Consider the following 14,948-nt stretch of genomic DNA (forward strand, 5'->3'; position numbering starts at 1 on the left):
CGCGCTCGGTCTGCTGCACCGCGCGGTGGCGGCCGAACCCGGGTTGGAAGCGGCCCGGGAACTGCTGCAATCACTGAGCGTGGCCGGGGCCGCCGGGGCCGCCGGGGCCGCACCGGGGGCGGGGGAGGGCGACACGCCCTCCGACTGACCAATCCGGGCGTTCCCGGCCTGCGGTGAAGTTCGATCGGTGCGAGTGTGATGGTCACACGGCTGTTTTTCGCCACCCTCACAAGGAGTGACGCAATGCGTATTCGCACCACCCTCGCCGCCACCGCGCTCGCCGCGGTGGCGGTCCTCGCGGGCGCCGGCACCGCCGCGGCCGGCGACGCGAGTGCCAACGGCATCGCCGCCAACTCGCCCGGTTTTCTCTCCGGCAACCAGATCCTGATCCCGATCAACTTCGAGGCCAATTTCTGCGGGAACACGATCGGCGCGACCGGCCTTCTGAACCCGGCCTTCGGGAACCTCTGCATCAACGAGTGACCTGAGCCCCGGGGCCGTCCGTCGAATCCGACGGGCGGCCCCGGCGCCGTGTCCGCACCCCCGTTCGGGGGTGGCGCCGCGGGCCCGGGAACGGCGACCATGGTCCCCGTCCCGCACCTCCGCACCCAGGAGCCAGCCCGTGCCGACCACGCCCGCCCCGCGCAGCTACGCCTGCGGCACCTCGGACGTCCCGCTGCTCGGCGACACCATCGGGGAGAACCTCGACCGCGCGGTGCGCGCCTTCCCCGAGCGCGACGCCCTGGTCGACCGGCCCACCGCCCGCCGCTGGACGTACGCCCAACTCGCCGCCGACGTGGACGCGCTGGCGCTCGGCCTGCTGGAACTCGGGATCGCCAAGGGCGACCGGGTCGGCATCTGGGCCCCCAACTGTGCGGAGTGGACCCTCACCCAGTACGCCACCGCCAAGCTCGGCGCGATCCTGGTCACGGTCAACCCGGCCTACCGGGCACACGAGTTGGAGTATGTGCTGAACCAGGCCGGGATCCGGGTGCTGGTCGCCGCAGAGCGCTTCAAGACCTCGGACTACGCCGCGATGATCGAGGAAGTCCGGCCGAGCTGCCGCGAGTTGGAGCGGGTGGTGCTGCTCGGCAGTCCCTCCTGGGACGCCCTCCTGTCGGCCGGCCGCGGGGCCGATCCCGCCCTGCGCGCTCTCTTCTCCGAGCGCCAGGGCGAGTTGGCGCCCGACGACCCGATCAACATCCAGTACACCTCCGGCACCACCGGCTTCCCCAAGGGCGCGACCCTCTCGCACCACAACATCCTCAACAACGGCTACTTCGTCGGGGAGCTGCTCAACTACACCGAGCAGGACCGGATCTGCATCCCGGTGCCCTTCTACCACTGCTTCGGCATGGTGATGGGCAACCTCGCCGCCACCTCGCACGGCGCCTGCATGGTCATCCCGGCCCCCTCCTTCGAACCCGGCGCCACCCTGGCCGCCGTCGCCGCCGAGCGCTGCACCTCGCTGTACGGCGTGCCGACCATGTTCATCGCCGAACTCGCCGACCCGGACTTCGCCGGCTACGACCTCGGCAGCCTGCGCACCGGCATCATGGCCGGCTCGCCCTGCCCGACCGAGGTGATGAAGGAGGTCATCGACCGGATGGGCATGGCCGAGGTCTCCATCTGCTACGGCATGACGGAGACCTCGCCGGTCTCCACCCAGACCCGCACCGACGACTCGGTCGAGCGCCGGGTCTCCACCGTCGGCAGGGTCGGCCCGCACCTGGAGGTCAAGGTGGTCGACCCGGCCACCGGCCGTACCGTGCCGCGCGGCGAACCCGGCGAGCTGTGCACCCGCGGCTACTCCGTCATGCTCGGCTACTGGAACGAGCCCGAGCGCACCGCCGAGGCCGTCGACGCGGCCCGCTGGATGCACACCGGGGATCTCGCGGTGATGGACCAGGACGGCTACCTGGCGATCACCGGGCGGATCAAGGACATGGTGATCCGCGGCGGGGAGAACCTCTACCCGCGCGAGATCGAGGAGTTCCTCCACACCCACCCGGACATCCTCGACGTCCAGGTGATCGGTGTCCCGGATGCCAGGTACGGCGAGGAACTGATGGCCTGGATCCGGATGCGCGAGGGCGCCGATCAGCTCACCGCCGATGCCGTGCGCGAGTACTGCACGGGGCGGCTGGCCCACTTCAAGATCCCGCGCTACGTCCACGTGGTCGAGGAGTTCCCGATGACCGTGACCGGCAAGATCCGCAAGGTCGAGATGCGCGAGCTGGCCGTCCGCATCCTCGGCCTCTAGAGCCTTCCAGTACCTTCGGCCCGCCCGGGAGGCGGGCCCGGGAACCCGGCGGGAGAGTGGGATCACGCCCCTCGACGTCACCGTGGAACGCGTGATCCCCCTCCCGCCGGAAACCGGCCACCCGCGCACCGGTCCGTATCTGGTCCTCCGACGTCTTCCCGGCTGACTTGGCGACGCTCCGCCTGCGTGCCGTCCCGACGGCACGCAGGTCCGGCGGACATGATCGGAACGACGTGCATCGTCCGATGACGAGCGAGAGCAGGAGGTTCCTGATGGCCGCTGCCGGATTGTCCTTCGATGTGGTGAGCATCGAGAAGCCCGATGACGTGAATGTGATCATCGGCCAGTCGCACTTCATCAAGACCGTGGAGGACGTGCACGAGGCAATGGCCGGGGCGGGCCCGCACCTGCGCTTCGGAATCGCCTTCTGCGAGGCGTCCGGCGCCTGCCTGGTCCGTCGATCCGGCAACGACGAGGAGTTGGTGCCGCTGGCGGTACGCAACGCGCAGGCGATCGGGGCCGGCCACTCCTTCGTGATCCTGCTGCGCGGCGGCTACCCGGTCAACGTCCTCAACGCCGTCAAGCTCGTGCCCGAGCTGTGCGGCATCTTCTGCGCGACCGCCAACCCGGTCGATGTCCTGCTGGCCGTCACCGATCGGGGCCGCGGCGTGATCGGCGTGATCGACGGCGTACCACCGGTCGGGGTCGAGACCGACGAGGATGCCGCGGACCGCCACAGCCTGCTGCGCCAGATCGGCTACAAGCTCTGAACTCGGCGTCCTGTCTCCTGCCCGGTCGCATGCCTTCGGCACCTGCGCCCGGGCCCGCTGAGTGCCGCCAGGCCTCTGCCACGACGTGGACGGATACCTCGGCGCCGGCAGCGCCTCTCGGCGACGGGTGGGATCCGGTCCACCCGTCGCCGAGCGGGGGCCCGCGAACGCGCCACGCCCCGCCGAACGTGTGGGACGTTCGGCGGGGCGATCGGTGGGGGTGTTCGCTCAGTCGGCCTTCGGCTACTCGGTGATCTGGATGAGCCGCACCGGGCAGAGCGAGGCGGTCTGCCTGACCAGCGCGTGCAGCTCCGCGGGCGGCTCCTCCTGGAGCAGCGTCACGATGCCGTCGTCGTCCTGGTCGAAGACGTCGGGGGCGCGCATGACACACTGGCCGGCCGACACACACCGGTCGGGGTCGACGCTGACACGCATAGTGGTTGTACCTCGCTCTGTGGGGTGAACCTCGGTGGAGTGAACCTCTGTGGGCCGGACGGTCACCAGGTGACGGGGAGCTCGTGGACGCCGTAGACCAGGGCCTCGTCCTTGAACTTGAGCTCGGACATCGGGGCGGCCAGCTTGAGGCCGGGGATGCGCCGGAACAGGGTGCCGTAGACGACCTCGAGCTCGATCCGGGCGAGGTTCTGGCCGATGCACTGGTGGATGCCGTAGCCGAAGGCGAGGTGGCTGCGGGCCTCCTCGCGGCGGATGTCGAGGGTGTCGGCGTCGGGGAAGACGCTCTCGTCGTGGTTGGCGGAGTTGTTGAGCGGAAGAATGCCCTCGCCCGCCTTGATGACGGTGCCGTCGATCTCGATGTCCTCCAGTGCGACCCGGGCGGTGCCGGAGTCGGAGATGCTGAAGAAGCGCAGCAGCTCCTCCACCGCGCCGGGCAGCAGCTCGGGGTCGGCCTTGATGGCGTCGAGCTGCTCGGGGTGCTCCAGCAGGCCGAGCACGCCGAGCGAGATCATGTTGGCGGTGGTCTCGTGCCCGCCGACCAGCATCAGCCGGGCCATCGTGACGATGTCGGTGTGGTCGGCGATCGGCTCTTCGCGGTTCTTCTCGATGAACCGGCTGATCAGGTCGTCGCCGGGTTCGGTCTCCTTGGCGGTGATCAGCTTGTCCAGGTACATGTCCAGGCCGACGACCGCGGCGCCGTACTCCTCCGGGCTGATGTCGTGGTTCATCATCAGCGCCGACCACTCCTCGAACTGCGGGTGGTCCTCGTACGGGACGCCGAGCAGTTCGCAGATCACCAGCGAGGGCACCGCCAGCGAGAGTGCGGCCACCAGGTCGACCGGTCCGCCGGCCGCGAGCATCGCGTCGATCCGGGCGTCCACGATCTCCTGGATCCGGGGGCGCAGCGCGCGCATCCGGCGGGCGGTGAACTCGGGGATCAGGTAGCGGCGCTGGGCGGTGTGCTCCGGCGGGTCCATGGAGAGCAGCATGAGGCGGACCTCGCGCAGCATCTCCTCGGGGATGTGGAACTGGTGCGGGTAGCCGGGCAGTTTGAGGTTGGAGCTCACGCGGGAGTCGCCGAGCACCGTCTTGACGTGCTCGTGCGTGGTGACCAGCCAGGCCGGCTTGCCGGTGACCTTGAGTACCGCCTGGGAGATCGGCTCGTTCTCACGGAGCTCGGCGTACCGCGCCGGCGGGCTGAACGGACAGGTGCGGGTCATCGGGAAGTTCGGCAGTTCGGTGGCCAGGTGGTCCTGGGTCATGGTGCCCTCTCGGAGTCGGGTTCGACTGGTCGGATCGATCCGCCTGGGTCACCAGGTGACGGGCAGTTCGTACATGCCGTAGACGATGGCGTCGTCCTTGAACTTGAGCTCGGACATCGGGACGGTGAGCTTCAGGCCGGGGATGCGCCGGAACAGGGTCTCGTAGACGACCTCGAGCTCGATCCGGGCGAGGTTCTGGCCGATGCACTGGTGGATGCCGTAGCCGAAGGCGAGGTGACTGCGAGCCTCGCGGCGGATGTCGAGGGTGTCGGCGTCGGGGAAGACGCTCTCGTCGTGGTTGGCGGAGTTGTTGAGCGGAAGGATGCCCTCGCCCGCCTTGATGACGACTCCGTCGATCTCGATGTCCTCCAGCGCGACCCGGGCGGTGCCGGCGTCGGAGATGCTGAAGAACCGCAGCAACTCCTCGACGGCCTTGGGCAGCAGGGTGGAGTCGGCCTGGACGGCGGCGAGCTGGTCGGGGTGCTCCAGTAGGGCCAGGGTGCCCAGCGCGATCATGTTGGCAGTGGTCTCGTGGCCGGTGACCAGCATCAGTCGGGCCATGCTCACGATGTCGGCGTGCTCGACGGAGGGCTCGGCGCGGTTGGCCGCGATCAGTCGACTGATCATGTCGTCGCCCGGCATGGTCTCCTTGATGGTGACCAACTGATCGACGTACTGGTCGAGTTCGTAGTGCGCCAGGCCGCGCTCCGCGTCGCTGATGTCCTGGTTCATGATCTGGCCGGCCCAGTGCTCGAAGCGCGGGTGGTCCTCGTAGGGGACGCCGAGCAGCTCGCAGATCACCAGCGAGGGCACCGGCAGCGCGAGCGCGGCCACCAGGTCCAGCGGGCCGCCCTTGGCCAGCATCGCGTCGATCTGGGCATCCACGATCTGCTGGATCCGGGGGCGCAGCGCGCGAATCTGGCGGAGGCTGAACTCGGGCGCCAGCAGCCGGCGCTGGACGGTGTGTTCGGGCTGGTCCATGGAGAGGAAGGTGAGCGGGACGGCCTGCAGCATCTCCTCGGGCACCGGCACCTGCAGCGGGTAGCCGGGCAGCTTGAGGTTGGCGCTCACCCGGGAGTCGCCGAGGATCTTCTTCATGCTCTCGTAGGTGCTGACCAGCCAGGTGGGCTTGCCGTTGACCTTGAGGACCGCCCGAGAGATCGGCTCGCTCTCACGGAGCTCGGCGTACTGCGCCGGCGGGCTGAAGGGGCAGGAGCGCGGCATCGGGAAGGCCGGCGGCTGGGCGGCCGGACGGTCCTGGTCGGCAGTCTGGGTCATGGTGCCCTCTCGAACTCACTCGAACGAACTCATTCGAACTCGCATACGTCGGAACTCGCGTGCGTCGTATGCGCGAGCACGCTGATCCGGGCACGCTGATCCCGGCGCGAGGAAGCCCCCCGCGCGAGGAGGACCCGGGCGCGTGGAGCGGCCATCCGTACGGCGCATTCGACCGTTGTTCGCACGTTAGGCGGCCCGATCACCGCACCACACCCCTGCCGACCCCTACCGTGTGGCCTGTGCCGCTACCCGGGCCGATCCGGCTCGCGCCCCTGCTGGGCTAGGGGCCGCTAGGGGTCCAGCCGGGCCGTCGCAGCGCGTTAGCGTCGGGGCCGGATCACGTTCCCGTGCACCCCGAACACGTCTGTCGACTGAGGTGGTTACCGTGCCCCTGGAGCCCAGCGCAAAGGGAACCGTCCCGTTCGGGGAGTACCGAACCTGGTACCGGGTCACCGGCGATCTCCGAGCGGGAAAACCGGCCGTGGTGGTTGTGCACGGCGGTCCCGGCAGCACCCACGACTACCTGCTGCAGCTGACCGAACTCGCCGAGCAGGGCTGGCCGGTGGTGCACTACGACCAGCTCGGCAACGGCGGCTCGACCCATCTGCCCGACAAGGGCGCCGACTTCTGGAAGGTCGACCTCTTCGCCGCCGAACTGGCCAACCTGCTGAGCGAACTGGGCATCGCCGACAACTACGTGCTGTTCGGCCAGTCCTGGGGCGGCCTGCTCGCCGCGAAGCACGCGATGACCCGGCCGGTCGGACTGCGCGGCTTGGTGGTGGCCAACTCGCCCGCCTCCTACCCGCTGTGGCTCAGCGAGATGGCCGTGCTGCGCGCGCAGCTGCCGCCGGACGTGCAGGAGACCCTGCTGCGGCACGAGGCGGCCGAGACCTTCGAGTCCCCCGAGTACCTGGCCGCCATGCGGGTCTTCTACGACCGTCACGTGTGCCGGATCCTGCCCTGGCCAAGGGACTTCCTCTCCTCCTTCATGGAGATCTACAACAACCCGACCGTGTACTACACGATGAACGGGCCCAACGAGTTCCACGTGATCGGCACCCTCAAGGACTGGTCGATCATCGACGAACTGGACGCGATCCGGACGCCGACGCTGCTGATCAGCGGCAGGTACGACGAGGCCACCCCGGTGACGATGCAGCCCTACTTCGACCGCATCCCCAACGTGCGTTGGGAGATCTTCGAGAACTCCAGCCACTGCCCGCACCTGGAGGAGTCGGATCGCTTCACCGAGGTGATGGTGGGCTTCCTGAAGGAGCTGGCGCAGCCGGTGGGAGAGAGCCGGTCATGACGAAGCGAACAGCGATGATCTTCCCCGGCATGGGCCCGGTCGCCTTCAACGACGTCGGCCGGTTCATGGTGGCCAACCGATTCGCCAGGGAACTGGTCACGGTCGCCGACGAGGTCCTCGGCTACTCCCTGGTGGACGCCCTCCGCGAGGCCGAGGGCGACTACTCCGAGGCGGCCCAGGTGGCCTTCCTGGTCAACTGCCTGGCCAGCGCCGACTGGGCGCAGGATGCCCTCGGCGTCGAAGCCGAGGCCGTCCTCGGCCCCAGCTTCGGCGAGAAGGCGGCGGTCGCCTTCGCCCGGTCGCTCTCGACGCCCGAGGCCGTGCGGATGACCGCCGAACTCGCGCGCTGCATGGACGAGTACTTCAGCCGGGAGCACACCGACATCGTGGTGCTCTCCTTCGTCCGTACTCCCGAGGAGAAACTGGGCGAGATCCTCGCCGAGCTGGACGAGCAGGGCGAGTGGCACGACATCTCCTGCTACGTCGACGAGGGCTTCTACATGCTCTCGCTGCGCGAGTCCCGGGTGGAGTGGATGCAGCACCGGCTGCGCGCGATCGGTGGGATGCCGCTCTACACCATGCGTCCGCCGCTGCACTCGGGCGCCTTCGCCGGGCTGCGGGACAAGGCCGAGCGCGAGGTGCTGTCCACCCTGCACTTCACCGACCCGAAGCTGCCGGTGGTGGCCGACCAGGACGGCGCGCTGCTCACCACGGCCGAGCAGGTGCGCACGATGCTGCTGGACAGCATCGTGCGTCCGCTGCGCTGGCCGGACGCGGTGGCCGGGCTCAAGCGGCTCGGCGTCGAGCGGGTCTGTGTCGCGGGTCCTGACAGCCTGTTCGGCCGAGTCCCGTGCACCACGGGAAACTTCGAGGTCGTGCCGGCCAACCCCCGGCTGGCGATGACCCCCGGGCGCCGGTCCTCCGTCGGCTGAGCGCCGAGGCGCGGGTCCGCCCCCCTCCTGGAGCGCACCTGCCAGAACGCGCCGACACCGGTCAGCGCCGCCCGAGCACACCGGCGCCGCTGCGGCGCCGTCCGAGCACACTCGACGACGAACAACGACAGTGATGGAGTCACCATGTGGGACGAGAAGTTCGAAGAGACCCTGCGCCGCTTCCTGCCCTTCCTGCCCCCGGGCGAGCAGCTGGAGAACGACACCCCGCTGCGTGAGCTGGGCCTGGACTCGCTCGGCACCGTGGAGCTGCTGGGCAACCTGGAGGCGGCCTACGACGTCCGCTTCCTGGACGACGCGCTGACCCCGGAGACCTTCGAGACCCCCGGCGTGCTCTGGAAGACCGTGGCGGGCATGCTGACCGGCGCCGAGGCCTGACGGGGCGGAGAGGGACACGAAAGGGCCACCACGATGGATGACACCGTGGACCTCGCGCTGTCCGGGCGTTTCCTGCGCGGACTCGCCAAGTCGGCGGACCGCCCCGCAGTGCTGGCAGGCGGGACCAGCCTGACCTACCAGGAGCTGCACGAGCGCGCGCTGCTGCTGGCCGGTTCGCTGCTGGCCCACCTGCCGTCGCGGCCGGCGGCGATCGGCGTGCTGGCGGGCAAGGGCCCCTCGGCGTACGCGTCGATCCTGGCCGGTCTGTACACCGGGATCACCATGGTCCCGCTGCAGCCGGCCTTCCCCGCCGCCCGCACCCGGCAGATGATCGAGGCGAGCGGAGTCGGTGCGCTCATCGCCGACGACGACTCGCTGCCGGTCCTGGTCGGGCTGCGGGAGGAGGGCGTCGACCTACCGGTGCTCTTCGCCCCCGGCGGTCAGCCGCAGCCGGCCGTACCGCCGGCGGCGGGCAGCGCGCTGCCCGCGCCGATGCCGGTGCGCGGCGAGGACACCGCGTACGTCCTGTTCACCTCGGGCTCGACCGGCCGGCCCAAGGGCGTTCCGGTCACCCACGCCAACACCCGTCACTACTTCGGCCTGCTCGACGAGCGGTACGACTTCGGTCCCGAGGACGTCTTCTCGCAGAACTTCGACCTCAACTTCGACTGCGCGATGTTCGACCTGTTCTGCGCCTGGGGAGCCGGTGGCACGCTGGTCGTTCCGCCGCCGCAGGCCTACCGGGACATGCCGCGGTTCATCGCCGACAACGGCCTGACCGTCTGGTTCTCCACCCCCAGTGCGATCGCGCTGGTGCGGCGGATGGGGGGCCTCGGGCCCGCCAGCATGCCCTCGCTGCGCTGGAGCTTCTTCGCCGGAGAGGCGCTGAGCTGCCAGGATGCGGGCAACTGGCTGGCGGCGGCGCCGGATTCGACACTGGAGAACCTCTACGGGCCGACCGAGCTGACCATCACCGTCGCCGCCCACCGCTGGGCGGGCGAGGACGCGCTCAACGGCATGGTGCCGATCGGTTCGGTGCACGGCGGACACCAGGTCCTGCTGCTCGACCCCAGCGGCGAGGACTCTGCCGTTGAGGGTGAACTGTGCATTGCAGGACCACAGTTGACCGCCGGATACCTCGATCCCGGTGACGACGTGGGGCGGTTCTTCGACCGCAACGGTCGGCGCTTCTACCGCACCGGGGACCGGGTCCGCCGGGCGGACGGTGGTGAGCTGCTCTACCTGGGCCGGGACGACGCGCAGGTGCAGGTGCTCGGGGTGCGGGTGGAGTTGGCCGAGGTGGACGCCGCGGTGCGCAGCTGCCCCGGCGTGCAGGACGCGGTCACCGTGGCGACGGCGGCCCAGGGCTCGGTGGAACTGGTGGTCTTCTACACCGGCGAGGTCGTGCCGCCGGCTCAACTCGCCCGTGACCTGCGCAAGGTGCTACCGGTGGCGATCGTCCCCAAGCGCTATCAGCACCTGGCCGAGTTCCCGCTGAACTCGAACCGAAAGATCGACCGCAAGCAGCTCGCACTCCAGGCCGCGACGACATCCGATTGAGGCTCACGATGGAGAGGACGGACACACGCCGTGAGTGGTGACGCGATACCGCAGGCCGAGCCCGCCGTGCTGGTGCACGGGGTGCTCGACGAGGCGACGGCAGACGCCGCGCCCGGTGCCGTCGCGGTCAGCGACCGGGACGGGCGATGGACCTACCAGGAGCTCGGCGAGTACAGCCACGCGGTCGACGCGTGGCTGGAGTCGCGCGACGTGCGCCCCGGTGACCGGGTGCTGGTCCAACTGCCGAGCAACCGGGCGCTGGTGGCGCTGTTCTACGGCACGGCCCGGCGCGGTGCGGTGCTGGTGCCGCTGAACCCGGGCATGAAGGAGTACCACCTGCGTTCGGTGCTCGCCAACGCCGAACCCCGGCTGGTGATCGTCGCCGACACCGCGGTGGACCGGATCTCCGGGCTCTCGCCGGTCGAGGTGCTGGGCTTCGGCGAGGTCTGGCCCGAGGTGACGGCTCTGCACGGTGCCGGCGTGCGGGCCTCGGTCCAGGAGGTCGACGCCGACGAGGTCGCCGTCCTGGTCTACACCTCCGGTAGCACCGCCGCGCCCAAGGGCGTGATCTGCCCGCACCGCCAGATGGTCTTCGCCTCCAGGGCGATCAACCAGGAACTCGGCTACCGCCCCGACGACGTGGTGTTCTGCCGGTTCCCGATCTCCTGGGACTACGGGCTCTACAAGATCCTGATCGCCGCGCTCGGCCGCTCGGAACTGGTGCTGGCCGACACCGACTCGGACCTGGTGCTGCTCAAGCGGATTCGTGAGAGCGGCGCGACCGTGGTGCCGATCGTGCCCTCGCTGGCGGCGATGATCTGCTCCCTCGCCGAGCGCGACCCGGGCGGCGGGTCCAAGGTGCGGCTGTTCACCAACACCGGTGCCGCGCTGCCGAAGACCACGGTGGACGCGCTGCGCACGGCCTTCCCCGGCGCCGAGGTGGTCCGCCAGTTCGGCCAGACCGAGTGCAAGCGCATCTCGGTGCTGCCGCCCGAGTTCGAGGACGTCAAGCCCACCTCGGTGGGCCGTCCGCTGCCGGGCACCAGGGTGTTGATCCTCGACGAGGACGGCAATGAGGTGCCCACCGGCGCGGTCGGCGAGATCGTGGTCGAGGGCCCGCACGTGATGCCCGGCTACTGGCGGGCGCCCGAGCTCACCGCCAAGGCCTTCCGAACCGACCCGGTCAGTGGGCAACGGCGCCTGCACACCGGTGACTTCGGCAGTGTGGACGAGGACGGGTTCCTCTACTACGAGGGCCGCCGGGACGACATGTTCAAGCGCAAGGGCGTGCGGATGAGCACGATCGAGATCGAGGCGGCCGCGATGGACATCCCCGGTGTCCAGGCCGCCGCGGCGCTGCCGCCGACCGAGGACCGCGACCTCGCGGTCTGCGTGGTGGGCGACCTGGCGCCGCACACGGTGCTGCGGGAGCTGTCGCTGCGCCTGGAACCGGCCAAGGTGCCGGGCCTGTGCCGGATGGTCGAGGAACTGCCGCTCACGCTGCACGGCAAGCACGATCGCAGGAAGCTCGCTCTACTCTTCGAAGGGGCCACCCCGTGACCGGCTACGCCGAGCTTGCCAAGCGCTTCGGTACTCCGTCGTACGTCTACGACCTGGACCGCGTCGCGGCCGCCCGACGCGACCTGTTCGCCGCGCTGCCCGAGGAGGTCGAGCTCTTCTACGCGGCGAAGGCGAACCCGCACCCCGAGCTGCTGCGCGAGATGCGTGCCGGCGAGGGCCGGCGCTGCCGGGCGGAGATCAGCTCCACCGGTGAGCTCGCTGCGGTGCTGAGTGCGGGCTTCCAGGGCAGCGAGATCCTCTACACCGGCCCCGGCAAGACCGAGGGGGAGCTGACCGAGGCGCTGAGTGCCGGGGTACGGCTCTTCTCGGTCGAGTCGCTGGGTGATCTGCGCAACGTCGGCGCGGTCGCCACCCGGCTCGGCGTGGTCGCCACCTGCCTGCTGCGGGTCAACAGCGCCGGTGCCAGCGCCACGTCCAGCATCCGGATGACCGGGGTGCCCTCCCAGTTCGGCTTCGACAGCGAGACACTGCCCGAGCTGCGCGAGCAGCTCTTCGACGTGCCGGGTACGGACGTGGCGGGGGCGCACTTCTTCCCGCTCAGCAACGCCAAGGACGAGGCGAGCCTGATCGGGGAGTTCCAGCACACCATCGCGGTGGCCGCCCAGGTGCAGGACGAGCTCGGTACGCGCTTTCGCTTCGTCGACATCGGCGGCGGCTTCTCGGTGCCGTACGCGGTCCGCGGCGAGCGGCCGGTGTACGGCAACCTGCGTGAGGCGATGGCGATCTCGCTGGACGAGTGGTTCCCCGGCTGGCGCAGCGGCGAGGTGAGGATCGCGGTCGAGTCCGGGCGCTACCTGGTCGGCGACAGCGGCACCCTGATGGTCGGCGTGGTCAACCTCAAGGAGAGCCGCGGCCGGCGCTTCGTGATCCTGGACGGCGGGATCAACACCTTCGGCGGCATGTCCGGGCTGGGCCGGATCATGCCGGTCTCGGTGCGCCTGGACGACGAGGGGATCCCGCTCGAGCAGATCGCCAGCCTGGTCGGTCCGCTCTGCACTCCGGGCGATGTGCTCGGCCGCGACATCGAGCTGCCGGCGTTGGCGCCCGGGGACGTGGTGAGCATCCCCAACGCCGGCGCCTACGGCCCGACGGCCAGCCTGCTGATGTTCCTCGGGCGCCCGGCACCGACCGAGATCCTGGTCCGCGGCGAGGAGTTGGTCTCGGTGTCGCGGATCGAGCACATCCGCGCCTACGAGCTCGGCCAGGAGCTGTGATGTCGCTGCCCGCAGAGCAGAGAAAGGCCGTCGCCGCCGCGCGGGACCAGCCTGTCGCCGCCGCGCAGGACCTTCCCGCCGTGGTCAAGCGGGACGCGACGGTGATCGTCGCGGGCGGCACCTCCGACTCGCACACCTGGAACCTGGTCTTCCTGCAGCTGCTGCTGGAGGAGATGGGGTTCGACGTGGTGAACCTGGGCCCCTGCGTGCCCGCCGACCTGCTGGTGAGCGAGAGCCTGGCCCGCCGTCCGGCGCTGCTGGTGGTCAGCAGCGTCAACGGGCACGGCTTCCAGGACGGCATCCGGATGATCGGCAAGGTGCGCGAGCGCGACGAGCTGAGCGCCGTCCCGGCGGTGATCGGCGGCAAGTTGGGCATCGCGGGCGCCCAGAGCGCCGAGCAGCCGGCCGAGTTGATCGCGGCCGGCTACGACGCGGTCTTCGACGACGGGGCGGAGGGGATCGCCTCCTTCCGGCGGCTGCTCGACTCGCTCCCGCAGCGGGTGTTGACGTGATCGGGGGCGAGGTCGGCGGGTTCGGCGGCTTCGGCGAGGTGGTCGGTTCCGGCAGGTACGGCGAGGTCGCCGGGTTCGGCGGCTTCGGCGCGTTCGTCCGCCGGGCGCACCGGGCGGGCGAACTCGTGGTGCAGCCCCGGATGGGGATGAGCGACCCGGAGCTGATGCGGGCCGGACTGCTGGCCACCAAGGGTGCCGCCGGCCGTACGGTCGGCACCGTCACCCTGGACAGCTACACCCGGGTGAACGACCTGGAGTCCGCCGAACTCGCCCTGCTGGAAGGCGTGTCGCTCAACGGCTACCCGATCGTCAGCCATGATCTGGAGACCACCAGGAGGGTGCTGGACGGGATCCACGGCTCGGACTTCCCGGTGCAGGTCCGGCACGGCTCGGCCGCGCCGCTGGACATCTTCCGGGCGCTGATGACGGTGGGACTGGACGCCTCGGAAGGCGGTCCGGTCTCCTACTGCCTTCCGTACGGGCGCATCCCGCTGCGTGAGTCGGTGGAGAACTGGTCGCGCTCCTGCTCCCTCTTCAGCCGGCTGCGCGAACTCGGGCGGGATCCGCACCTGGAGACCTTCGGCGGTTGCATGCTCGGCCAACTCTGCCCGCCCAGCCAACTGGTGGCGATCAGCGCGCTCGAAGCGCTGTTCTTCTACCAGCACGGGCTGCGCTCGATCTCCGCCAGCTACGCCCAGCAGACGCACCAAGGCCAGGACATGGAGGCCGTGTTCGCGCTGCGCCGGCTGTGCGCCGAACTGCTGGCCGAGGCGGACTGGCATGTCGTCATCTACGCCTACATGGGCGTCTACCCCACCACGCCGCGCGGGGCGCTGGCGCTGCTCGGCGACGCGGCCGAGCTGGCCGCCTCCACCGGCTCGGAGCGGCTGATCGTGAAGACCGTCGCCGAGTCCGTGCGGATCCCGACGGTGGCGGAGAACGTCAGCGCGCTGGAGCACGCGGCCGCGCGCGCGGCCCGCACCGAGCGGGTCGCCGATGACGGCGCCGACTCGCAGACCTACGCGGAGGCCGCGGCGCTGGTCTCCGCGGTGCTGAACCTGAACCCGGACGTCGGGCGGGCGATGCTGCTGGCGTTTCAGCGCGGGTACCTGGACATCCCCTACTGCCTGCACCCCGACAACCAGGGGCGCACCCGCAGCTACCTGGACGGGGAGGGGCGGCTGCGCTGGGCGAACATCGGCAGGCTGCCGCTGGCCGGGGTGGTGGAGGCCGGCGAGTCCCACACCGTCACCTCCGGCGAGCTGCTCGGGTCACTGTCCTACATCCGCTGGAAGTTCGACAACGAAGCGATTGCCGCCGGGCAGGGCCATGCGCTCTCCGGCGGTGCTGCCTGAGCGCAGCCAGGCGCTGAGAGTGGCGCGGCATGACGGGGGCGATGTGCGGCTGGGCGCAGC

Annotated in this window: 14 protein-coding genes; 11 read left to right on the forward strand and 3 right to left on the reverse strand. The window is 70.2% G+C overall.

Annotation, left to right across the window (positions count from 1 at the left end; translation table 11 throughout):
• The first annotated feature begins 243 nt into the window (after window positions 1-243).
• The 3 genes from ACIRYZ_RS06935 (at window position 244) to ACIRYZ_RS06945 (ending at window position 3,033) form a co-directional block, all read left to right on the forward strand.
• On the forward strand, window positions 244-483 hold the full coding sequence (locus ACIRYZ_RS06935; protein WP_402940576.1) for a chaplin: 240 nt from the start codon (window positions 244-246) through the stop codon (window positions 481-483).
• Between the two features lie 139 nt (window positions 484-622).
• Window positions 623-2,263 (forward strand): AMP-binding protein, encoded by a 1,641-nt coding sequence (locus tag ACIRYZ_RS06940; RefSeq protein WP_402940578.1) that lies wholly within the window; start codon window positions 623-625, stop codon window positions 2,261-2,263.
• 272 nt (window positions 2,264-2,535) lie between these two features.
• Complete coding sequence (locus ACIRYZ_RS06945) at window positions 2,536-3,033, forward strand: adenosine-specific kinase (RefSeq protein WP_402940581.1); 498 nt, start codon at window positions 2,536-2,538, stop codon at window positions 3,031-3,033.
• A 243-nt stretch (window positions 3,034-3,276) separates the two neighbouring features.
• Here ACIRYZ_RS06945 and ACIRYZ_RS06950 read toward each other — a convergent pair whose 3' ends face one another.
• The 3 genes from ACIRYZ_RS06950 to ACIRYZ_RS06960 all read right to left on the reverse strand — a co-directional run bounded on the left by ACIRYZ_RS06950 (window position 3,277) and on the right by ACIRYZ_RS06960 (window position 6,029).
• Complete coding sequence (locus tag ACIRYZ_RS06950) at window positions 3,277-3,468, reverse strand: ferredoxin (RefSeq protein ID WP_402940584.1); 192 nt, start codon at window positions 3,466-3,468, stop codon at window positions 3,277-3,279.
• Between the two features lie 62 nt (window positions 3,469-3,530).
• Window positions 3,531-4,751 carry a cytochrome P450 gene (locus ACIRYZ_RS06955; RefSeq protein ID WP_402940587.1) on the reverse strand — a complete coding sequence of 407 codons (1,221 nt, stop codon included), beginning with the start codon at window positions 4,749-4,751 and terminating at the stop codon, window positions 3,531-3,533.
• A gap of 48 nt (window positions 4,752-4,799) precedes the next feature.
• Window positions 4,800-6,029: a cytochrome P450 gene (locus ACIRYZ_RS06960; protein WP_402940590.1), complete on the reverse strand. Its 1,230-nt coding sequence runs from the start codon at window positions 6,027-6,029 to the stop codon at window positions 4,800-4,802.
• A gap of 385 nt (window positions 6,030-6,414) precedes the next feature.
• Here ACIRYZ_RS06960 and ACIRYZ_RS06965 point away from each other — a divergent pair, with 385 nt between their 5' ends.
• The 8 genes from ACIRYZ_RS06965 (at window position 6,415) to ACIRYZ_RS07000 (ending at window position 14,888) form a co-directional block, all read left to right on the forward strand.
• Window positions 6,415-7,338, forward strand: coding sequence for a proline iminopeptidase-family hydrolase (locus ACIRYZ_RS06965; protein WP_402940591.1), 924 nt, complete (start codon window positions 6,415-6,417; stop codon window positions 7,336-7,338).
• Entirely contained in the window at window positions 7,335-8,270 is a 936-nt protein-coding gene (locus tag ACIRYZ_RS06970) for an ACP S-malonyltransferase (protein ID WP_402940594.1), read from the forward strand. The genes ACIRYZ_RS06965 and ACIRYZ_RS06970 overlap by 4 nt, the downstream gene beginning before the upstream one ends.
• 144 nt (window positions 8,271-8,414) lie before the next feature.
• On the forward strand, window positions 8,415-8,666 hold the full coding sequence (locus ACIRYZ_RS06975; RefSeq protein WP_402940596.1) for a phosphopantetheine-binding protein: 252 nt from the start codon (window positions 8,415-8,417) through the stop codon (window positions 8,664-8,666).
• A gap of 33 nt (window positions 8,667-8,699) precedes the next feature.
• Window positions 8,700-10,226, forward strand: a complete 1,527-nt coding sequence (locus tag ACIRYZ_RS06980) for an AMP-binding protein (protein ID WP_402940599.1) — start codon at window positions 8,700-8,702, stop codon at window positions 10,224-10,226.
• Between the two features lie 30 nt (window positions 10,227-10,256).
• Complete coding sequence (locus ACIRYZ_RS06985; protein ID WP_402940602.1) at window positions 10,257-11,786, forward strand: AMP-binding protein; 1,530 nt, start codon at window positions 10,257-10,259, stop codon at window positions 11,784-11,786.
• Window positions 11,783-13,021 (forward strand): type III PLP-dependent enzyme, encoded by a 1,239-nt coding sequence (locus ACIRYZ_RS06990; protein WP_402940605.1) that lies wholly within the window; start codon window positions 11,783-11,785, stop codon window positions 13,019-13,021. Before ACIRYZ_RS06985 ends, ACIRYZ_RS06990 begins: the two co-directional genes overlap by 4 nt.
• Window positions 13,021-13,533, forward strand: coding sequence for a cobalamin B12-binding domain-containing protein (locus ACIRYZ_RS06995; RefSeq protein WP_402940608.1), 513 nt, complete (start codon window positions 13,021-13,023; stop codon window positions 13,531-13,533). Before ACIRYZ_RS06990 ends, ACIRYZ_RS06995 begins: the two co-directional genes overlap by 1 nt.
• Before the next feature lie 38 nt (window positions 13,534-13,571).
• Window positions 13,572-14,888, forward strand: coding sequence for a methylaspartate mutase (locus ACIRYZ_RS07000; RefSeq protein ID WP_402941432.1), 1,317 nt, complete (start codon window positions 13,572-13,574; stop codon window positions 14,886-14,888).
• Window positions 14,889-14,948 lie beyond the last annotated feature (60 nt).

Origin of the sequence: Kitasatospora sp. NPDC101155 (assembly GCF_044768305.1) — a bacterium.
Classification (GTDB): domain Bacteria; phylum Actinomycetota; class Actinomycetes; order Streptomycetales; family Streptomycetaceae; genus Kitasatospora.

What these genes read in the sequence shown, in the direction of transcription:
- ACIRYZ_RS06935 (WP_402940576.1), top strand. Translation starts at nt 244, where the DNA reads ATGCGTATTCGCACCACCCTCGCCGCCACCGCGCTCGCCGCGGTGGCG.
- ACIRYZ_RS06945 (WP_402940581.1), top strand. Translation starts at nt 2,536, where the DNA reads ATGGCCGCTGCCGGATTGTCCTTCGATGTGGTGAGCATCGAGAAGCCC.
- ACIRYZ_RS06950 (WP_402940584.1), bottom strand. Translation starts at nt 3,468, where the DNA reads ATGCGTGTCAGCGTCGACCCCGACCGGTGTGTGTCGGCCGGCCAGTGT.
- ACIRYZ_RS06955 (WP_402940587.1), bottom strand. Translation starts at nt 4,751, where the DNA reads ATGACCCAGGACCACCTGGCCACCGAACTGCCGAACTTCCCGATGACC.
- ACIRYZ_RS06960 (WP_402940590.1), bottom strand. Translation starts at nt 6,029, where the DNA reads ATGACCCAGACTGCCGACCAGGACCGTCCGGCCGCCCAGCCGCCGGCC.
- ACIRYZ_RS06970 (WP_402940594.1), top strand. Translation starts at nt 7,335, where the DNA reads ATGACGAAGCGAACAGCGATGATCTTCCCCGGCATGGGCCCGGTCGCC.
- ACIRYZ_RS06975 (WP_402940596.1), top strand. Translation starts at nt 8,415, where the DNA reads ATGTGGGACGAGAAGTTCGAAGAGACCCTGCGCCGCTTCCTGCCCTTC.
- ACIRYZ_RS06980 (WP_402940599.1), top strand. Translation starts at nt 8,700, where the DNA reads ATGGATGACACCGTGGACCTCGCGCTGTCCGGGCGTTTCCTGCGCGGA.
- ACIRYZ_RS06995 (WP_402940608.1), top strand. Translation starts at nt 13,021, where the DNA reads ATGTCGCTGCCCGCAGAGCAGAGAAAGGCCGTCGCCGCCGCGCGGGAC.